This is a genomic window from Blastococcus sp. SYSU D00669 (genome assembly GCF_054050715.1).
In genome coordinates this window covers 1-20,035 of record NZ_JBJGZV010000035.1, presented here as the reverse complement: position 1 = coordinate 20,035, position 20,035 = coordinate 1, and the positions used below count along the sequence as shown (strand labels likewise).

Here is a 20,035-nt window from a genome sequence, read left to right as displayed (position 1 = left end):
AGGAGAGTCGGGACACCGGCCGGCGGAGCTCAGCTGCTCGTACCGAGGTGAGTTTCGTGCTTCTACACGGGTGATCAGGGACGCCGAAGCCCCTTTGCCGGCGCTCGCCGAAGCTCCTCTGTGGAGACCAAGCCGTTTCAGGCGGACGGGCGGGAAGGTGTCCCTAGAGGCGGCCCATGGGACGTCGGTAGAGGGCGAGGTCGGCGACGGCGGCCAGGGCGTCGAGGTCCGCACCGTCGGCGCCGAGCAGCGCCAGGTAGCGGCGTCCGACAGCCCCGCCGGGTCGCGTTCGGCGTGCCGCAGCGCCGCCCGCACCTCGCGCCGAGCGCGGCGTTCCGCTCGACGCCACCGAGGCGGAGACGCTGCTGCACGCCCGCGGGATGGCCGAGGGTGAACCGCTGGACCGACTGCTGGTCGCGGCGTCCGGGTGCGGAACGCCGGGCTGGCGTCGGCCGGGCGACCGGGGATCGTCACCTACAGCAGCGAGGCGTTCATCCTGCGCCACCCACCTGTGCCGCGGCGCAGAGCAGAGAGACGGGCAGCACGGAGGCGGAAGTAGTGCCGCGGATCTCACACATGGGCTACATCCTGAGGATGTCGGTGACCCGGAGAGCGGCGTGAGCCTTGTACCGCCGGTTGATGACGATCAAGTTCGCGGTCATGGCTTCGACCTGATGCGCGTTCCGCAGCCGCCCGGCGAAGATCGCACGCACGCCGGTGATCTTCTCCGCGAGCTGCTGCGTCCAGTCCGTGGCCCATCGTTCGTCTCCCCGACCACCAGCACATCGGCAGAGAGGTGGTGGAAGGCCCCGGTCACGGCAGACTCCGCTAGTGCCGCCCGTGCCTCCTCGCAGGCGCTCCCCTCGGGAAACCAGCAGCGCGAAAGGCCCCTTGCCGTCGAAGCCCAGCGGGTTCACGCAGTCAATTACCAGCTTTCCCGTCAGCTGTGATCGCACCGCCCTGAGCAATGTCCGGTGACCGTCGTACGGCACCGCAACGATTGCGATGTCACAGGTGGCGGTGCAGGACTCGTTGTCACCACCGCGCGCCTGACCTGGCAATCCGGCGGCTGCTTCCGCTGCCCGCTCCGCGTTGCGGGATCCCAGCATCACCTGCACTCCCGTCGTTGCCAGTCGACGGTCGAGTCCTAGTCCCCGGGGCCCGGTACCTCCCACGAGGCGACGACGGCGCTGTCCGAAAACGGACCGGTTGAACGTTCTCTCACGACAATCCTCCAGGGTGCCCGCCAGTGAAGGCATGGTTGAGAAATGGCTGCTGAATACGACATGCCCGGCTGGCTGCAAGTCACGGCCGCGCCGCCAAGCGGTCCCCTTCGCCCGACTGAGGTCCGCCCCGCCGTCCGGGCCGCCAGGCGGCGGCTCACTCTCCCGTCGAGGCCGGGGCGAGAGATCGATGGCGCCTGCCTGGCGGTTGCCGCGGGGCACTAGGGGCCGCAGACCCGCATCGCCACCCGAACCCGTTGCGATGTGGACGTGTCCGCCCGTCTACGAGCTTCGTGCGACCAGGCGCCCGCCCTTGCAGGCGCGCCTGAGCACCGTCATGTCAAGGCGGAACGGCACCGTCAAAAAATCTTGGGACCCCTCTTGACACCCGCGTGTGACGCAGCGCACTCTCGTTTCGCCCGCCGATGTAACCGGTTACAACGCGCCACTCGAAGACTTCATCGAGTCGGAGAGCCAGCGCCGTGACGCGGTGACGTCACACCTAGACGAGCGAGCGCCTGCCGCGAGAAGCGCGGATCACTGCTCCGATCTCAGCCCGTTGTCTTGCCTTGGCGACATCTGGACGTACCGCTTGAAACCGTCCGGTCGAAAGCCACCCCGGTGTGAGAGGAACTTGATGACTGCCAGCACGAATCCCGATCCGGTCGACGTACTCATCGTGGGAGCGGGCGGTGCGTCCGGCGCCACTGTGGCGAAGGTGCTCACCGAGGCTGGATTGCGGGTCGTCGGACTCGAGCGCGGCCCCTGGCTGAAGCCGGAGCACTTCTCGGGCGACGAGATCAAGTTCATCAACCGCGATTACCTGTGGCCAGACCCAGTGCTCAAGCCCCGGACGGTCCGCCGAGACGAGTCCTCCGAGGCCGCCGTCCAGCAGTTCTCGCCCCTCCCGCAGGGAGTCGGTGGCGGAACCATCCACTACAGCGGATGGTTCCCCCGCGCCACGGAATCCGACTTCAGGATGCGGTCGATCCACGGCGACATCGACGGTGCGAGTCTCGCCGACTGGCCGTTCACCTACGACGACCTCGAGCCCTACTACACGCAGATCGAGTGGGAGTTCGGCGTCTCCGGTCTCGCCGGCGCGAACAAGCACGAGGGGCGCCGCAGCGCAGGCTATCCCTGCCCCCCGCTTCCGCTTTCCCGCTACGGCAAGGTCTTCTACGACGCCATGGCCAAGCTCGGCCACAACGCCTTTCCGATGCCGCAGGCCTTCGTTACGAAGCCGCACAAGGGCCGCACGCCAGCCGTCAGTCCGGGCTTCGTCCAGCAGTTCGGCGATCCGACCAGTGCCAAGTCGACCTCGCAGAGCGCGTTCACCCCGGACGCCCTCGCCACCGGCCGCTACGACCTGCGCGCGGATTGCTACGTCCACCAGCTCACCGTCACCAGAGAGGGCCACGTCAAAGGAGCGCTGTACGAGGACCCACAAGGCCGCATGGTCGAACAGGAAGCCTCGGCCGTGATCGTGTGCTGTGGGGCCATCGAGTCAGCGCGTCTACTCCTCGCCTCTACGTCGAACCTCTTCCCGGACGGCCTCGCCAACAGCAGTGGACAGCTCGGCCGCAACGCGACGTTCCATGAATACTTCTTCGCCATCGGTCTGTTCGACCGCGAGGTGCACGACCCGGTGTACGGCTGGGCCGGAAATTACGTCAACGGCACCTCGATGGACTTCTACGAGACCGACGAGAGCCGCGGCCACCTCGCCGGCTGTGTCATCACGGCATCGGGCCTCGGGCCGCCTGTCAACTGGACTTTCCCAGGCCGACCGACTTGGGGATCGGCCGCCAAGGACGCCGACCGGGACTTCTTCAACCACTCCATGAAGCTGGGCGTCCTGCTCAACGACCTCCCTCGCGAGACCAACCGGGTCGACCTTGACCCCGACATCAAGGACGCGTGGGGTCAGCCGGTCGCCAGGATCACGCACACGAACCACCCCAATGACGTGACCCTGGGCAACTGGCAAGTCCGGAAGAACATGGAGATCCTCGAGGTCGCCGGCGCCAACAAGATTCTTCCCGTGTATTTCGAGCAGGCCACCGGAAACGCCTGTCATCAGCACGGGACGGCGCGAATGGGCAACGACTCCGGAACCAGTGTCCTCAACAAATGGGGTCGCGCACACGATGTCGAGAATCTCTACGTCCTGGACGGCAGCGGTTTTCCGACGGGTCCCGGTGTCAACCCGACCCTGACCATCATGGCGAATGCGTGGCGCTGCGCTGAGCACATCGTCGACACAGTCGCGAAGGGGCGGTCTGAAGACTCCTGAGGGAGTCGCCGGACCGGAAAGGAGAAGCGCCATGACCAGCAAGCGTGATTGGGAGATCGTCCGCGACGACTCCGCCGCCGACGAGCGTTTGTTCTTCACCGAGGCCGAGTGGCTGATTCTCGACGCCGCTACCGCCCGCATCATTCCGACCGACCAGGATCCCGGCGCGCGGGAGGCGAGCGTCGTCCGCTTCATCGACCGCTACCTGTCGGGCACCCGCTACATCTACGCCAGTGCTGACGGGTCGGGCTTCCTCCGTCTGGCAGGGAAGGAGGCGGACGCCTGGCAGACCCGGGTGACGGCACTCCAGCAGCGATACCGCGAAGGCCTGCGAACCGTGGATCGGGTGAGCGGGGACATGTTCCAGACGCCGTTCACCGAGCTCGATCCCGATCAGCAGGACGAGGTGCTGGCCGCCCTCTCCGGATGGCCGAAGCCCGAACGCGTGGACATCAGGCCGATGGTCGACGGGGAGGAGGCGCGCGCCGGCTCCGGCGGCGCGCCCCCGTCGAACCAGCCCATCCGTGACGACGACCTCGACTTCTTCCCGATGCTCGTCCTGCACACCCGGCAGGGCTTCTACTCCGACCCCGTCTACGGCGGGAACCGCAACCATGTCGGATGGGAAGTGATCGGCTTTCCTGGTCCGAGGTCGCTGAGCCTGACGCAGACCGGTCAGTTCTCGACTGTCGAGTACATGCTCCCCGACGCGGAGTGGCCGTACGCGGCCACTGACACAGGGTCATGAGGACTCGTCTGTTGGGGGGGCGCCGACGGCAACCACCGCTGACCGCCCCGCCTCGGACCCCGGTGCGACGATCGACGCCACCGAGGGGCACCGTCGCGTCTCGGTATTCGGAGGCGAGGGGCCGGAGGCGGGACATGGTTGCAGTTGGCGGGGACAGGGCCAGGGCGAACATCTACGACGTGGCCAGGGAGGCGGGTGTCTCCTCGGCCACGGTAAGCCGGGTGCTTGCCGGCAGGGACGGGGTGGCGGAGAGAACCCGTGCGCACGTGCTCGCTGTGGCCGAGCGGATGGATTATCGGCCGAACGAGGTTGCCCGGAGCCTGTCCAGGCGGACGTCCGACATGGTGGCAGTGATGCTCCCGGACATCACAAACCCATTCTTCTCCGAACTCGTCAAGGGAGTCCAGTCCGCTGCATTCCGCCGCGGATTGACGACTCTGATCTGCAATACGGAGGCCGAGCCAGCCCTTGAACGCAAATACCTCGACGGACTGCTGGCGAGTCAGGTCCGCTACATCCTCGTCGTCGGACTGACCCTCGACGCCGACACGGTGGCGGAGTACGTGTCGGCAGGCCTGACGTTCATCGCGCTCGACCGGCCCCTGCAGCGCTCGTCCCAGGTTCTCATCCAGTCCGACAACCGCGCTGGAGGTGAGCTCGCGGTCCGCCACCTGATCGAGCTGGGTCACCGGCGGATCGCCCACATCGCCGGTCCCGCCGACGTGCCGCTGAGCGCCGACCGCCGGCAGGGCTACCTGGACGCTCTACGCGCGGCCGACATCGAGATCGACGACGCGCTCCTGGTCGAGAGCGAGTTCTCCGAGCACGGCGGCGCGCGAGCCTTCGAGGAGCTCGACCGGCGCGCAGTCGAGTTCACGGCCGTCTTCGCCGGGGACGACCTCATCGCAATGGGCGCGCTGTCCTCCGCGCTGGAGAGGGGCCGGTCCGTCCCGGATGACCTCTCGCTCGTCGGGTTCGACGACGTGATCTATGCCCGATTCACGGCGCCCTCCTTGACGACAGTCCGCCAGGACGCCCTGGCCATGGGGGAACGCGCCGTCGAGATCCTCGCAATGCCGGAGGCCGAGCGGCCGACCGGCACCGTGGTCCTCCCTGTCTCACTCGTGGTCCGCGGATCAACAGGATTGCCACCGAATGGTTCGGGGGCACCGAGAAAGGATGAAGCGTGGAGCGACTGATCGTTGACACCGATATTGGCACCTATTACGACGACGCCTTCGCTGTGCTGCTCGCCGCCAATTCGCCGGAGGTCCAGTTCGAGGGCGTGACGACGTGTTACGGCGACACCGGCCTCCGGGCGGAAATCGCCTGCAAGGTGCTGGAGTTCATCGGCCGTCCTGAAGTCCCCGTCTTCGCTGGCATCGGTGACCCGCTCGGCGAGGCCGAGGCGCTGATGTTCGGCTTCGAGGGCGAAGGCATCTTCGACGACGGCCGGCCCGAGAAGAAGCCGGAGAAGGAGTCCGCCGTCGAGTTCCTCGTCCGCCTGGTGCGCGACAACCCGGGCGAGATCACGGTGTGCACGCTCGGTGCCGTCACGAACGTGGCCGCGGCCATCCGGCAGTACCCCGACTTCGTCCGGGACCTGAAGCACCTCATCATCATGGGCGGCGTCATCGTGCCCGTCGTCGACGAGAAGGGGATCACCCGCTCGCCCATCGAGGAGTACAACCTCAACAACGACCCGACGGCAGCCAAGATCGTTCTGGAGTCCGGGGCGAACATCACCTTGGTCCCCATCGACGTCACACTTCGCGTTCCGATGACCCAGGCGCAGATCGACGCGATGCAGAGCGGCACGAGCAAGTCGGCCCAGATGGTGGCTCGGATCCTCAAGCCGTGGCCGGAGCAGGAACGGCAGATCTATCTGAGCGTCGGCATTCCGACCGAGTTCACCGGAATCTGGCTGCACGACCCGCTCACCATCGCGGTCGCCTACGACCCCAGCTTGATCACCACAGCGGAAATTCACGTCGCGGCTGAGTACGCGCCGACCCTGGTGCCGCGGGACCTCCTCATTCGCAACGACATCCTTCGGACCATCCCGAAGAAGAAGAAGGCGAACATGCACGTCGCCGTCGATGTCGATGCCGACCGATTCACGCAGCTGTTCGCCGACCGCATGGTGAACGGCCTGTAGGTAGCGCCCGCGAGGCAGCGCGGCGGGGGAGGGTCCCGCCCGAGAACAGTTCTCCAGGAATGGCAGTGCCCACAGGGCAGTGCCCTTCCCTGCTCGCGCTGTGCCAAAAACAAGCAGCTGACCACCGCGTCCCGAACTCTCTGCGGCGACGCACAGGGCCGATTGGAACGCCGTGACGCGACTTCCGGAAAATGCGAAACCAGTCGCGGACTCGAACAGCGGAGCCCGTACTGGAGTGGTAGTGCTCGGCAGCCTCAACATGGATCTGTCGGTGGCGGTTCCGCAAATTCCTCGTCCCGGGGAGACCGTGCTCGGGGGACCGGTGACCAGCCGGCCCGGGGGTAAGGGCGCCAACCAGGCGGCCGCGGTTGCGCGGCTGGGAGGCGACGTCCACCTGATCGGCAGGCTGGGCCGGGACGGGGGCGCCGACACGATCCGCTCCGCCCTGTTGGACGCAGGGGTGAGCTTGACCCACGTCCGGTCCAAGGACAACGTCGGTTCCGGCATGGCGTTCGTGACCGTCGACTCGCACGGTGAGAATGCCATCGTCGTCTCCTCGGGCGCGAACTCGGAGCTCACCGCCGCCGAGGTGGAGTCCGAGGCCGACGTGCTCAAGGAATCGCGCATCGCGGTGGCCCAGTTGGAGACGCCGCTGGACGCCGTCACGCGCTTCGCTGAGCTCTGCGAGCTGTACGAGGTGGATCTCGTGCTGAACGCAGCTCCATACCGGCCGCTCCCGCCCGAGCTGATCCGTCTGTGCACCTATCTGGTGCTCAACCGTGACGAGGCCGCAGCGCTCACCGGGATAAGCGTTCGCGATCCGCGTGACGGTCTCCGGGCGTTGGCCGAGGCCGCCCGGCTCGGCGCCGCCAGCGTCGTGATCACGCTCGGCGGCGACGGCTGCATCGCGCTGACCCAGGACACCTTCATCGAGTTGAAGGCCTTCGAGGTCCCGGTCGTCGACACGACTGGTGCCGGCGACGCCTTCGTGGGCGCCTTCGCCGCAGCGCTGTCCCAGGACAGCCAGGTCGAGGAGGCGCTCCTGTTCGCCGCCGCCACCGGGGCGGCGACGTGCGCGCAGTACGGGGCGCAGAACCCGATCACCAGCGAGGAGGCCCGGCGCCTTCTTCGGCAACAGCCACAGCTGCCGCGTCGCACGCCGGCGTCGGACCTGCTCCGCACCACTCCGTCAACCGAAGGTTAGGACGCCGACGATGCGCTACGCGATCATGATCGAGCCCCAGCAGGGCATGAGCTACGACGACATCCTGGCGGTGGCGCTCGCCGCCGAGCGGGCCGGGATCGAGACATTCTTCCGGTCCGATCACTACTCGAGCTTTCCCGAGGCCGGGCTGGCCACCACGGACGCCTGGGCGACGACCGCGGGACTCGCTCGTGACACCTCCACGGTGAACATCGGGGTCCTCGTGTCACCGGTGATCTTCCGGCTGCCCGGCCCGTTGGCGAAGACGGCGGCCACGGTGCACGAGATGAGCGGCGGACGCGTCGAACTGGGAATCGGCGCGGGCTGGCACGAGGGGGAAGCCCGGCAGTTCGGGGTCCCCTTCCCGCCGGTCAAGGAGCGTCTCGACCGGTTGGAGGAGTACGCCGCCGTCGTCCGCGGTCTCTGGAACCAGCCGCCGGGGTGGAGCTTCGAGGGCGAGTACTACCAGGTGAAGGACGCCTTGTTCGAGCCGCGTCCGGACGCGAACGGGCGTCCGCCCATCCACCTCATCATGGGCGGTGACGGCAAGCCACGCAGCTGCCGCCTGGCCGCTCAGTTTGCCGACGAGTACAACGTGGTGTTCGCGACCCCCGACCGGGCGCGCACCGCGTTCGAGGGAGTGCGCAACGCGTGCGACGAGCGCGGCCGCGACTCCGACGAGCTCGTCTACTCGGCCCTCTGCGGCGTGCTGATCGGTGCTGATGAGAAGGAGTACCGGGAACGGCAGAAGCGGCAGGACGACGTTCTCGGCCCGGCGGCGGTCGGTGTGGAGCCCCCTGAGGATCGGCTGGACAGGTGGCTGCTGGGCACGCCGGAGGCAGCTCTGGAACGCGTCGCGGCCCTGGAAGCCGTGGGGGTGCAGCGCATCGTGCTGCACGACTACCTGCCCGACGACCTCGAGATGATCGAGCTCATCGGCAAGCACCTGGTGTCGGCATGAGTGGTCACGGGGGCGGGGGCCGTCCCGTACCGCCGCTGCTCGCCGCATCCACAACCACGAGTTGAGGACGCCATGGACGCACAACCGATGCCCGGCACCATGCTGCTCCTGGAGGCACGCGACGTCGTCAAGCGGTACCAGGGGGTCACCGCTCTCGACGGCGCCAGCCTGCAGGTCGCTCCCGCAGAGATCCACGCGTTGCTGGGAGGCAACGGCGCCGGCAAGTCGACCTTGATCAACATTCTCTCGGGCCTCACGCCGGCCGACAGCGGGACCATCCTGCTGGACGGGGAAGAAGTCAGCTTCGACCGTCCCAGTGACGCGCATGCGGCCGGCATCACGACGATCCACCAGGAGTTGTCGCTGGTCCCCGCGCTCACCACGCTCGACAACATCTTCCTCGGCCGGGAGACCACGTCCCGAGCCTTCGGTATCGGCCTGAAGCTCGACCGGCGGCGGATGGCCGAACGGGTCGCATCCCTCGCGGCGGAGTTCGGTCTCACCCGCGAGGACCTAGCCCTGCCCGTCGGCGAGTTCGGCGCGCTCAAGAAGCGCGTCGTGGAGATCGTCAAGGCGCTGGTCTTCGACCCGCGGCTGCTCATCCTCGACGAGCCGACCTCGGGTCTGGAGGAGGAGGAGAAGCACCACCTCTTCGGTCACATGCGGCGTCTCCGCTCGCGCGGCGTCTCGCTGATCTGGGTGACGCACCACCTCGAGGAGCTGTTCGGCCTGGCGGACGCCGCCACGGTGTTCCGGGATGGGCGCACTGTGGGTTCCCTCAGCATGGCCGACGCGACGCTCGACCGGCTGATGTCCATGATGTTCGGCGGAGCAGCCGACGAGTTCGGTCGTGCGCCCGTCCACCACGACCTCGAGGACGTCGACCACGCCGGCGAGGAGGTGCTCCGCCTCGAAGGCGTCAGCCGCGCAAACGTGTTGCGCGACATCGCCCTCCAGGTCAGGGCGGGCGAAATCGTGGGCATCTCCGGTCTGGCCGGCGCCGGCCGGACGGAGCTGGCGCGGGTGATCATGGGCCTGGACAGGCCGTCGTCCGGCTCCATCTGGCTCAAGGGCTCGCCCTTGAAGATCCGGAACGCCAGCAAGGCCTACCGCCGTGGCCTGGCGATGGTGCCCGAGGACCGCAAGCAACTGGGCATCCTCGCGGATCTCTCCGTGGCTCAGAACGTCGCGATCTCCAACCTGGCCAGCGTCTCTCGACTGGGCTTCGTGGTGAGCCGCAAGGCGGAGGCAGAGCGCGGTGACACCTTCCGGGAGCGCCTGTCCATCCGCACGCCGGACGTCCGGCAGCCCATCGGGAACCTCAGTGGGGGCAACCAGCAGAAGGCGGTCGTCGCGCGCTGCTTGAACACCGAGCCCGCGCTGATCATCTTCGACGAGCCGACGCAGGGGATCGACGTGGCGGCCAAGGTCGCGGTGCACAACCTCATCCGCGAGTTCGTCGCGTCCGGCGGTGCCGCCATCGTCATCGCCTCCGAGGTGGGGGAGCTGGTGGAGCTCAGCCACCGGGTTCTCGTCATGCGACAGGGACGCATCGTCGGCCGCGTCGACCGCGTGCCGGAGGCCCTGGCCAACGGTCAATTGGAACAGGTCAAGCAGCGCATCCTCTCTCTCTCCGCCCGGAGCGACCACCCATGAACACCCGCGGCACCGCCACGAGAGTCCTGTCCACCACCGGCGTGCCGATCGCGATCGTGCTCGTCATCGCCGTCGTTGTCTTCCAGATCCTCTCGCCGGTGTTCCTGGACCCTGGAGCGGTCCGGGACTACATCACCAACGCCATCCCGATCCTGCTCATCACGGTGGGCGTCGCGGTCGTCATCATGGCCGGCGGCATCGACCTGTCGGTCGGCACCGTGGCCGGACTGAGCACGGGCACCTCACTCTGGGCGCTGCAGTCCGGAGCGGGCACCGGCGTCGCGATCCTGGTCGGCCTGGGGACGGGCCTGGTGTTCGGCCTGGTGAACGGGCTGCTCGTCACCCGGTTGGGCATCAACGACTTCATCGTCACGCTCGCGACGCTGAACGTCGCCGCGGGACTGCTGATCGTCCTCACGCAACGGGCGCCGCTGCAGGGCATCTCGACGCCCCTGTTCTCCTCCCTAGTCCACGGCAGCATCCTCGGCATCCCCACGTCCTTCGTGATCGCGGCCCTGATCTTCGTGGTCGTCCAGTTCGTCATCGCCAACACGGTGCTGGGCCGACGCATCTTCGCCGTCGGCGTCTCCCCGGACGCAGCCAGCAACGCCGGTGTCGACGTCCGCACCATCAGGCTCTGGACCTTCGTCATCTCGGGCCTCCTGGCCGGGGCAGCAGGCATCCTCATGGCGTCGAGGCTGCGCAGCGCCCAGGCCTTCCTCGGGGTGGGGTACGAATTCACTGCCATCGCGGGCGCGGTGCTCGGTGGCGTGAGCCTCTCGGGAGGACGCGGCAACGTCTGGGCCGCGGTCGTGGGCGGTCTGCTCCTGGCGACGCTGCAGCAGGGGCTGCGGCTGAACGGCGTGGACCCCGTCTACTTCAGCATCGTCACCGCGCTGTGCGTGGTCGCCGGGGTCGTCTTCGATCGCGCCGTCCGAACCATGGTCGTCGACCGGATGCTGGGACGGCCACCCGGTGCACCGCCGCCCACGGAACCGCCAGAGGTTGTCCCGCCAGTTGCGGCTCGCACAGGAAGCGGGGCCGACTCATGACCGCGACGACGCCACGGACGCCGGCGACCACGACACCACCGCCCGCGCGGTCGAACCCGTTGGGGCGCCTGGGCTACCGACTGCTCCTCGACCCCACGCTGGGAGTGATCACGCTCCTCGTGATCGTCTGCTTGATCTCCGCCTTCGCCCTTCCGGCCTTCCTCTCCGTCGGCAACCTGACGAACCTGGTCGGCGGCAGCGTGGTCGTCATGATCCTGGCGATGGGCATGACGGTCGTGCTCATCTCCGGTGGGATCGACCTGTCGATCGGGGCTGTCATGGCTCTGTGCGCCGGTGTGACGGCGCAGACGCTCCTCATGGGGATGCCCCTCATCGTGGCGTTCATCGCCGCACTTCTCGTGGGGGCGCTCGTCGGGATCGGCAACGGGTGGCTGGTCACCCGACTGAAGCTGCCCGACTTCATCGCGACGTTGGCCATGCTCGGAATCGCCAGCGGCATCTTGTACATCTGGACCGGCGGCGTTCCGATCATCGGCTACATGGTGCCGGAGTACTACTACGTCGGCGGCCTGACCCCGGTGGTGGGGTCCCTGACGGTTCCCATGATCATCGCGCTGGTGCTCGCCCTCGTGCTCGGCGGGATGCTCGGCTGGACCCGCCTCGGAACGCATCTGTTCGCCGTGGGTAGCAGTCGTTCGGCGGCGATGCAGTCCGCCGTCCGTGTCGATCGGACGCGCGTACTCGCCTACGTCATCAGCGGTCTCACCGCAGCCGTCGCAGGGATCGTGATGGCAGGGCGGAACACGAACGTCCCGGCCGATCTAGGAGTCGGCTTCGAGATCCAGGCGATCGCCGCAGCGATCATCGGTGGAGCCGCTCTCAGCGGAGGCCGCGGCCGGATCCTCGGGGCTGTCCTGGGCGCGATCACGCTGGCCGCCACGATCAACATCATCAATCTCGAAGGCGTCCCCTCGAGCTACCAGCGCATCGTGATCGGCTGCATCTTGCTGGTCGCCGTCCTGGCCAACCGCGTCAGCGACCTGGTCAGCGCCGCGGCGCGGCAACGACGAGCAGCTGGCGCCGGCGTCGCCGGTGAGGCCGCTGAGACGCATAGCGCCCCCCTACCCGGGTCCTCCATCACATCAGGCACGTCGACCGAAGGGATGAACCGCGAATGACCAGGACCGAGGTCCGGCACAAGCCGGCACGGCTGCGCTCCGGACGGCGTAGGAGATGGGGCCGCAGCTCGGTGGCGCTCGTCAGCGCCATCGTGATCGCCGGTTGCTCGACCGTCGACAGCGGAGGAGGGGGTTCCTCCGACTCGGGAGGCGCCGTCGGATCTGCGTCGTCCGACACCCTGATCAGGGACCAGTGGGACGGCCAGGCGCTCAAGGTCGGCTTCTCGCCGCCGATCCTCTCTGAGTTCTACACGCAGATCGAGCAGTCCGCGTTCAACCGGATGAAGGAGTACGAGGAGCGCTACGGCATCGAGTGGACCTGGGAACGGCAGGGCGCCCTCAACGACGCCCACTCCGGGGCGGAGGCGCCCGGCATCATCCAGGGGTACATCGCCCGAGAGTTCGATGCTGTCTTCATCTGCTCCGCAGCCAGCGCCGACACCATGCAAGAGATCTACCGGACGGGCGCGGAAGAGGGGGTGGACTTCTACCAGTTCAACTCGACGGAGGAGCTGACCGTGCCGGACCCGGGGCAGAACGAAAGCCCGACCGGAGGTCTGAACACGGTGTCGAACATCGGCTACGACGACCGTTGGCAGTCCGGTTACCTGGCCGGGCAGTACATCGCCACGCAGCTCGAAGGTCAGGGCAACGTCATCCAGATCCTCGGACCGTCGGGATCGGACTGGACGAAGCTGCGCCAGCAGGGCTTCGAAGCCGCGATCTCCCAGTACCCCGGGATGAAGATCGTGGGTAGTGCGGACGGCGGCTATGTCCGTGACAGGGGACTGACCGCGGCCCAGGACCTGCTCACCCAGTTCCCCGACGTGGACGCGATCTATGGCGAGAACGAGGACATGGCCCTCGGGGCTTCGCAGGCGATCGACGCTCTCGGACTCCAGCACTGGGACGGCCAGCAGGGAATCATCACCATCGGTGCTGACGGCTTGGCTTCGGGCATGGAGGCCATCAAGGCCGGCAAGCTCACGGCCACGGTGAACGTGAACAGCATCGAGATGGGCCAGATGATGGTCGACATGTTGGTCGCCCACGAGGTGCTCGGCCAGGCCGTTCCGCAGTTCGTCCGTATCCCGACCATCGTCGTTGACAAGGAGAACGTGGACTGGAACGAGGAGGTCATCAGGTCGGCCATGTCGACAGGCGTCGAGTACTGACGCGGCCTCACCTAGGAGCAAGCAGCCCCTGAGTCGAGCGATTCGGACTTGGGGGCCGTTTGCTGCCTTTGGCGCGATAGTCAGTGTGGTTGCTTGCCTTTCGTGACCCATGCATGCCCCGGGATCCCCATGTGCCGCCCTGACTTCGGTGCGCCCATGGTCCGGATGTGCCCCGGGCAGGTGCGGGCCTTCCTCTGGCACGGCCGTCGCCAGACCGCGCTGCGGGCGCCCTGGGGCGGCCTCGCGATCGCCTCCGGGGCGAACGTGAAGGCCGTGCAGTCGATGCTCGGCCACGCCAGCGCGGCCATGACCCTCGACCGGTACTCGCACCTGTCGTCCCGCTGGTCCGCTGAGCAAGGAGCCGCTGACCAGCGGTGATTCAAGTGCCCCCGGCAGGATTCGAACCTGCGGCACACGGTTTAGGAAACCGTTGCTCTATCCCCTGAGCTACGGGGGCGGAGGCGTCCACGTCGCCGTCGACGACCGCCTGGGCGGGGTTCATCGTGGCACGTCCGCGGAACCGGGGTCCGCGAGCACCCCCTGACCGGTCCGCCGGCGAGGCGCGACCGTGCGCCGCGACCTCAGGCCGTGGGGCCGGCGCCGAGGCCGGACACCCGCAGCACGACCGGCGCGTTCGTCACGCTGCCCGACAGGTAGGCGGTGATGCCCACCGACCCGGCCGCCTGCAGCGCCGCGAACGTGTCGGTCGCGGTGGTCTGCCAGGCCGTCGGCTCGGGCTGCGACGCCGGCCAGACCTTCAGCCGCACCGTCGTCGGGTTCGTGCCGGTCACCTGCATCCGCACGTTGAGCTGCGTGTTCGCGGCGTAGGTGGTCGTCGTCGGCAGGGTCACCGCGGTGGCCAGCGCGACGGGGGACGCCGTCCCGCGCAGCGCCGTGAGCTGCACGGTGATCCGGCCGTTGGCCGCCATCACCAGCCGCGCGCGGTACTCGGTGTTCTGGCCGACCCGGCGGCCGACCACGTCGAGGTAGGCGCCGCTGCCCGTCGGCACCTTGTCCAGCGCGATCGTCACCCGGTAGTCGGTGTCGGTGCGGGTGGTCGCGCCGAGCCAGGCCGAGCGCGTGTTGCCCGCCGCGGGCAGCGTGATGTTCCCCGTCTGCCCGTTGACCGAGAAGTTGGCGGCGGTACCGCTGGTGGTCCACGCCCCGCCGACGTCCGCCGTCCCCAGACCGCCGGTGACCGTGCGCGTGAAGGTGTCGGTGGCGAAGTCGACCGGGCCGGTCACCTCGGTGACCGTCACCGGTTGGGTGACCGAGTGCGTGGCCTGGTCGTCGTCGGTGACGGTGAGCGTGACCTGGTAGGTCCCGGCGGCGGTGTACGCGTGCTGCGGCGTGGCCCCGGTACCCGTGGTGCCGTCGCCGAAGTTCCAGGCGTGGCCCGTGACCGTGCCGTCGGGGTCGCTCGACCCGGAGCCGTCGAACGACGCCGTCAACCCCTGCGCCGTCGAGGTGAACGCCGCCGTCGGTCCCGCGTTGGGCGGCGGCGCGCCCCGGTGGATGGCGAAGCCGTCGGTGAAGGCGCCGTCGACCGGCACGAACGCCGCGGTGAGCGAGTCGGCGGTCACCGAGACGTCGAGGATCCCGTGCGCCGGGGTGAGGTTGGCCCCGGAGCGGGCCGCGAAGTACCCCGACTCGGCGTCGCCGGTGCTGACGGTCCGCAGGGCCGTGCCACCGGTGCCGACGGTCGCGAACACGGTGCCGGCCCCGGCGGTCATCGTGGCGTCGGCGTCGGCGACGCAGTCGGCGTCGTAGGTGCCCGGCTGGACGGCGGCGCAGCCGGTGCGCGCGCCCAGCTGGTGGGTGCGCTGGTAGAGGTGCTCGTGCCCGGTCAGGACCAGGTCCACCCGCTTGCTCATGAGCAGCTGGAACAGGTCCGGGCCCATGTCGCAGCCGTACTGGCCCAGCGACAGGCAGGGCTTGTGCATGCCGACGACCACCCAGGGCACGCCGGTCGCGCGCGCACCGTCGATCGCCGCGGCGGCCCAGTCGTAGCGGGCGCTGCCGGCCGGGTAGATCCAGTGCCCGTCGGGATACGGCATGTCGGGGGAGAGCATCACGAACCGGACGAGCGGGTCGACCTGCGGGACGTCGACGTACCACTGCCGGCCGTAGGTGCCGACCAGCCCGGGCAGCTGGTTGGGCAGGCACGAGGAGAAGTTGTTGATGTGCACGCCGTCGGCACCGCTGTCGTGGTTGCCGCCGATGAGCTCGAAGGGGAACGCCTCGCCCAGGCGGGACTTGACCAGGTCGCACCAGCCCTGCTCGGTGCCGGGCACCGCCTGCAGCAGGTCGCCGAGGGCGAGGTGCAGGTCGGGGTCGGCGTCCCCGATCGCGTCGAAGACGGCGGTGGCGGCGCTGTTGGTGCCGTAGTCGCCCGCCGCGGTGAACCGCACCACGCCGGGCTCGCCGGCACCCTGCGCGGTGGAGGCGCCGACGAAGGCGACCAGCACCAGCACCACGGCCAGTTCGGCGATCGTCCGCACCCGCATGACGCCTCCTCGCACCACCCCCTCGCACTGGCGCGGCAGGCTACGGGGACACGACCACGCTGCGTAAGGGGCTGCGCCGCAGGCGCCCGTTCGAACTACCGTCGGGGTCGTGCTGGTCATCCTCGAGCTGGCGCTGGTCGCGCTGGTCGTCGTGCTGCTCGGGCTGGGTGCCTGGGCCGCCTGGCGGGCGCTGCGAGGGGGTGCCCTGGCGGGCACGGCGGCGCTGCCCGCCCGCGACCGTGCGTGGTTGGCGGCGCAGATCGCCGCGGCCCGGTGGACGGTCGCGCACGACGAGCTGGACGGCGCCACGCGGGTGCTGCTGCGCAAGGGGCACGCCGGTCTCGACGGCCGGCCGGTGGTGCTCGAGGAGCGGGTCTTCGAGACCTTCCGCGCCGACGACCCGGCCTGGGAGGCCCGGTTCACCGAGGCGATGGCGAACGCGCGCTACCGCTGCGCCTACCTCAACGCGGAGGAGTCGCGGGAGTAGCCCGCGCCGCGGTCTCCTCGACCAGCCGCACGATCGTCCGCGGCCGGTCCGACTGGGGTGCGTGGCCGGCGGCGAGCAGGGGGCGGAACCGGGCGCCCGGGATCAGGGGTAGGTACCGGACCGTCTGCCCGGAGGCGATCCAGTCCGCGAAGCCCTGCACCAGCGTGACGGGGCGGTCGATGCGGTCCATCCCGCGCGGGACGTCGACGAGCAGGGCGTGCAGCAGGGTGCGCCAGTAGTCCCGGGAGTCGGCGAACCCCTCCCGCGCCCCGACGGCCTCCTCGCGGCTGGTCGCCCAGGGCCGCGCCTTGAGCGGTGCGAGCAGCGCCGTGCGGCCGAGCCCCGACCGGGACAGCGGTTCGATCAGCGGTGCGGCGGTGCGCGCGACGACCCGGGCGAGCGCCATCCCGGCGCCCTGGACCGCGCGCTCCGGCGGCAGGTTGAGGCCCGACGGCGCGATCGCGACCACGGACCGGGCCCGTCCCCGCCGGGCGAGCTCCAGCGCGATCCGGGCACCGAGCGAGTTGCCGAGCACATGCACCGTGCCGACCTCCTCGGCGTCCAGGGTCCGCTCGACCGCGTCGGTGTGCGCGGCGACCGTGGGGCGCCGGTCGAGGGCGGGTGACCGGCCGACACCGGGCAGGTCCGGGGCGAGCACGTCGAAGCGCTCGGCCAGCGCGGGCAGCACGGCGGTGAAGTCGCGGCGCGAGCTGCCCATGCCGTGGAGGAGGAGCAGCGGCTCGCCCTGCCCGGTACGGGTCACGGAGAGGGGGGCGGTGCGGGGAGGGGCGGTCACCGTCCCGTGGGTACCCCGCTCCAGGCCCCCGGCAGTCGTGACGGTGCCCACTCGCGGGCGCGGAGGCGGCGGTGCGAGGGTGCTCGGGTGGCCGAGCTCCGTGCGCTGGTGTTCGACGTCTTCGGCACCCTCGTCGACTGGCGTTCCAGCCTGGTCGACGAGGCACGGGCCCTCGGCCGGGACGCCGACTGGCCGGCGGTCGTCGACGACTGGCGGCGGGCCTACCAGCCCGCGCTCGACCGCGAGATCGGGCGACCGGGCTGGCGGGACCTCGACGCCGTGCACCGCGACACCCTGGACGACGTCCTGGCCCGTCACGGGATCGCCCTGGGGGACGGCGACCGGGAGCGGCTGGTGCGGGCGTGGCGGCGGCTGCGGCCGTGGCCGGACACCGCACCCGGGCTGGAGCGCCTGCGCTCCCGGCTGCGCACCGCCACGCTGTCGAACGGGCACGTGGCGCTGCTGGTCGACCTGCTGCGGTCCGGCGGCTGGCGGGTCGACGCCGTCCTCTCCGCCGAGCTCGCGGGCAGCTACAAGCCCGACCCGCGGGTGTACCGGCGCGGCGCGGAGCTGCTCGGCTGCGCCCCTGACGAGGTCGGCATGGTGGCGGCGCACGCCGGTGACCTGGTGGCCGCGGCGGACGTGGGCCTGCGGCCGCTGTTCGTCCGCCGTCCCGGCGAGTGGGGGACCGGCGTGCCGGAGGACCCGCCGGACCTGCCCGGCCTGGTGGTCGCCGACGACCTGGCCGACCTCGCCGCGCAACTGGGCTGTTGAACCTGGGCGCGGCGGCGCCCGCTGTGGACGCGTCCGGGCAGCCCGTCCCGCCCCGTCGGTACACCGGTCCCCCCGACACCGAGGAGGAACCCGTGGACACGACGATCCCGACCGACGCGCCGACCCGCAGCGGCACGAGCGCGACGGCGACGGCCACCTGCGCTGGCCTGCGCACCGCCCGGCGTGCTCAGGGGGACGGGCGTCGCAGCCGTGCGGCAACTGGGTGACCCGCCGCCGGGGCGGCTGGTGACCGCCGGGCACGATGGGGGCCATGAGCGAGGTCGTGGCCACCGCCGAGCACGTCGTCCGCGCCCCCGCCGACCGGGTGAAGGCCGCGCTGGCCGACTACGAGGGCGCACGCCGCCGGGCGATGCCCGAGCAGTTCAGCGACTACCGGGTGGAGGCCGGCGGTACCGGTGCCGGCACCCGGGTGCACTGGCGGTTCGCGGCGACGTCGAAGCGGGTGCGCGACCAGCTCGTGGAGGTGAGCGAGCCCGACGACACCACGCTGGTCGAGCGGGACACCAACTCCTCGATGGTGACCACCTGGACCGTGCGCCCGGCCGACGCCGGCGTGACGACCGTGCGGGTGCGCACCACCTGGAACGGTGCCCGCGGCGTCGGCGGCTTCTTCGAGCGGACCTTCGCGCCGAAGGGCCTGCGGCGGGTGCACACCGACCTGCTCACCCGCCTCGAGCGCGAGCTCGTCTGAGCTCCCGGCACGCCCGCCGCCGACGGGGGACCATGGCGGGGTGACCGCCGCGCCGACCACCGTCTCCACCAGCACCGGCGCAGCCGCCTCCGCCTGCCCGGAGGCCTTGGCCGAGCTCGTCGCCGACGGCGACGTCGTCGTCCTCTCCGGCGCCGGGCTGTCGACCGACTCCGGCATCCCCGACTACCGGGGCGCCACCGGTTCGCTGCGCCGGCACACGCCGATGACCTACCAGACGTTCACCCGCGATCCCCGGGGCCGGCACCGCTACTGGGCCCGCAGCTTCGTGGGCTGGCGCCGGATCCGGGGCGCGCGACCCAACGCCGGGCACCGGGCGGTCGCCGAGCTGCAGGGCGCCGGCCTGGTCGGCGGCATCATCACGCAGAACGTCGACGGGCTGCACCAGGCCGGCGGGGCGCGCGACGTCGTCGAGCTGCACGGCGGGCTGGACCGCACCGTCTGCCTGGCCTGCGGCGACGTCGCGTCGCGCGCCGCGCTCGACCAGCGGCTGCGGGCGGCCAACCCCGGTTTCGGGCCGCGGACCGACGAGATCAACCCCGACGGCGACGCCGAGCTGCCCGACGAGGTGCTCGACGGCTTCGTCATGGTCGACTGCGTGGCCTGCGGCTCCGGCCCGCTCAAGCCCGATGTGGTGTTCTTCGGCGAGACGGTGCCCCGCGACCGCGTGGACGCCTGCTTCGACCTGGTGGAGGACGCCGGCTGCCTGCTGGTGCTCGGCTCGTCCCTGACGGTCATGAGCGGCTACCGGTTCGTGCTGCGGGCCGCCCAGCGCGGCATCCCGGTGGCGATCGTCAACGTCGGGCCGACCCGGGGCGACGCCAAGGCCGACGTGCGCGTCGACGCCCCGCTCGGCGTCGTCCTGCCGGAGCTCGCCACCCGCTGCGCCGGGTGAGCGTCGAGCGCACCGACGACGGCCGGTGGGTCGTCGTCGACGGCCGCCGTTGGCGGGCGAGCGACCCGGCCCTGCCCCACGACGTGCGGGCCCGGCTGCAGCGGCACCTCGGCCGCGGGGGGGGGGGGGGGGGGGGGGGGGGGGGGGGGGGGGGGGGGGGGGGGGGGGGGGGGGGGGGGGGGGGGGGGGGGGGGGGGGGGGGGGCGGGGGGGGGGGGGGGGGGGGGGGGGGGGG

18 protein-coding genes and 1 tRNA gene are annotated in these 20,035 nt (G+C 70.2%); 15 read left to right on the top strand and 4 right to left on the bottom strand.

Features of this window, described 5'->3' with window-relative positions; translation table 11 throughout:
- Nucleotides 1-581 precede the first annotated feature (581 nt).
- Nucleotides 582-1,259 carry an NAD(P)-binding domain-containing protein gene (locus tag ACI8AF_RS20895; RefSeq protein WP_456541675.1) on the bottom strand — a complete coding sequence of 226 codons (678 nt, stop codon included), beginning with the start codon at nt 1,257-1,259 and terminating at the stop codon, nt 582-584.
- A gap of 601 nt (nt 1,260-1,860) precedes the next feature.
- Here ACI8AF_RS20895 and ACI8AF_RS20890 point away from each other — a divergent pair.
- The 11 genes from ACI8AF_RS20890 (at nt 1,861) to ACI8AF_RS20840 (ending at nt 13,990) form a co-directional block, all read left to right on the top strand.
- On the top strand, nt 1,861-3,519 hold the full coding sequence (locus tag ACI8AF_RS20890; RefSeq protein ID WP_456541674.1) for a GMC family oxidoreductase: 1,659 nt from the start codon (nt 1,861-1,863) through the stop codon (nt 3,517-3,519).
- A gap of 31 nt (nt 3,520-3,550) precedes the next feature.
- Nucleotides 3,551-4,267 (top strand): gluconate 2-dehydrogenase subunit 3 family protein, encoded by a 717-nt coding sequence (locus tag ACI8AF_RS20885; protein WP_456541673.1) that lies wholly within the window; start codon nt 3,551-3,553, stop codon nt 4,265-4,267.
- Between the two features lie 134 nt (nt 4,268-4,401).
- Nucleotides 4,402-5,466, top strand: coding sequence for a LacI family DNA-binding transcriptional regulator (locus ACI8AF_RS20880; RefSeq protein ID WP_456541672.1), 1,065 nt, complete (start codon nt 4,402-4,404; stop codon nt 5,464-5,466).
- Nucleotides 5,454-6,425: a nucleoside hydrolase gene (locus tag ACI8AF_RS20875; protein WP_456541671.1), complete on the top strand. Its 972-nt coding sequence runs from the start codon at nt 5,454-5,456 to the stop codon at nt 6,423-6,425. Before ACI8AF_RS20880 ends, ACI8AF_RS20875 begins: the two co-directional genes overlap by 13 nt.
- 241 nt (nt 6,426-6,666) lie before the next feature.
- Nucleotides 6,667-7,629 (top strand): ribokinase, encoded by a 963-nt coding sequence (locus tag ACI8AF_RS20870; RefSeq protein ID WP_456541670.1) that lies wholly within the window; start codon nt 6,667-6,669, stop codon nt 7,627-7,629.
- 10 nt (nt 7,630-7,639) lie between these two features.
- Nucleotides 7,640-8,590 (top strand): TIGR03560 family F420-dependent LLM class oxidoreductase, encoded by a 951-nt coding sequence (locus ACI8AF_RS20865; RefSeq protein ID WP_456541669.1) that lies wholly within the window; start codon nt 7,640-7,642, stop codon nt 8,588-8,590.
- An 87-nt stretch (nt 8,591-8,677) separates the two neighbouring features.
- Nucleotides 8,678-10,246, top strand: a complete 1,569-nt coding sequence (locus ACI8AF_RS20860) for a sugar ABC transporter ATP-binding protein (RefSeq protein ID WP_456541668.1) — start codon at nt 8,678-8,680, stop codon at nt 10,244-10,246.
- Nucleotides 10,247-10,302: 56 nt separating this feature from the next.
- A complete protein-coding gene (locus ACI8AF_RS20855; RefSeq protein WP_456541667.1) occupies nt 10,303-11,298 on the top strand; it encodes an ABC transporter permease in 996 nt (331 codons plus the stop codon).
- On the top strand, nt 11,295-12,437 hold the full coding sequence (locus ACI8AF_RS20850) for an ABC transporter permease (protein WP_456541666.1): 1,143 nt from the start codon (nt 11,295-11,297) through the stop codon (nt 12,435-12,437). Before ACI8AF_RS20855 ends, ACI8AF_RS20850 begins: the two co-directional genes overlap by 4 nt.
- Nucleotides 12,438-12,508: 71 nt before the next feature.
- Nucleotides 12,509-13,612: a sugar ABC transporter substrate-binding protein gene (locus ACI8AF_RS20845; RefSeq protein ID WP_456541665.1), complete on the top strand. Its 1,104-nt coding sequence runs from the start codon at nt 12,509-12,511 to the stop codon at nt 13,610-13,612.
- Nucleotides 13,613-13,768: 156 nt separating this feature from the next.
- The gene (locus ACI8AF_RS20840; protein ID WP_456541716.1) at nt 13,769-13,990 is read left to right on the top strand and encodes a hypothetical protein; all 222 of its coding nucleotides are present in this window, start codon (nt 13,769-13,771) and stop codon (nt 13,988-13,990) included.
- Between the two features lie 6 nt (nt 13,991-13,996).
- Here ACI8AF_RS20840 and ACI8AF_RS20835 read toward each other — a convergent pair.
- Both ACI8AF_RS20835 and ACI8AF_RS20830 read right to left on the bottom strand, forming a co-directional pair.
- Nucleotides 13,997-14,069 (bottom strand) — tRNA-Arg (locus ACI8AF_RS20835).
- Nucleotides 14,070-14,193: 124 nt separating this feature from the next.
- Nucleotides 14,194-16,119: a PKD domain-containing protein gene (locus ACI8AF_RS20830; protein WP_456541664.1), complete on the bottom strand. Its 1,926-nt coding sequence runs from the start codon at nt 16,117-16,119 to the stop codon at nt 14,194-14,196.
- Between the two features lie 109 nt (nt 16,120-16,228).
- Between ACI8AF_RS20830 and ACI8AF_RS20825 the strand changes: the two genes are divergently transcribed.
- A complete protein-coding gene (locus ACI8AF_RS20825; RefSeq protein WP_456541663.1) occupies nt 16,229-16,606 on the top strand; it encodes a hypothetical protein in 378 nt (125 codons plus the stop codon).
- Here ACI8AF_RS20825 and ACI8AF_RS20820 read toward each other — a convergent pair.
- Nucleotides 16,581-17,402 (bottom strand): alpha/beta fold hydrolase, encoded by an 822-nt coding sequence (locus ACI8AF_RS20820; RefSeq protein ID WP_456541662.1) that lies wholly within the window; start codon nt 17,400-17,402, stop codon nt 16,581-16,583. The genes ACI8AF_RS20825 and ACI8AF_RS20820 overlap by 26 nt on opposite strands.
- 87 nt (nt 17,403-17,489) lie before the next feature.
- Between ACI8AF_RS20820 and ACI8AF_RS20815 the strand changes: the two genes are divergently transcribed.
- The 3 genes from ACI8AF_RS20815 to ACI8AF_RS20805 all read left to right on the top strand — a co-directional run bounded on the left by ACI8AF_RS20815 (nt 17,490) and on the right by ACI8AF_RS20805 (nt 19,801).
- Nucleotides 17,490-18,176, top strand: coding sequence for a haloacid dehalogenase type II (locus tag ACI8AF_RS20815; protein WP_456541661.1), 687 nt, complete (start codon nt 17,490-17,492; stop codon nt 18,174-18,176).
- A 271-nt stretch (nt 18,177-18,447) separates the two neighbouring features.
- Nucleotides 18,448-18,888 (top strand): SRPBCC family protein, encoded by a 441-nt coding sequence (locus ACI8AF_RS20810; RefSeq protein WP_456541660.1) that lies wholly within the window; start codon nt 18,448-18,450, stop codon nt 18,886-18,888.
- Between the two features lie 40 nt (nt 18,889-18,928).
- Nucleotides 18,929-19,801 (top strand): NAD-dependent protein deacetylase, encoded by an 873-nt coding sequence (locus ACI8AF_RS20805; RefSeq protein ID WP_456541659.1) that lies wholly within the window; start codon nt 18,929-18,931, stop codon nt 19,799-19,801.
- Nucleotides 19,802-20,035: the final 234 nt, after the last annotated feature.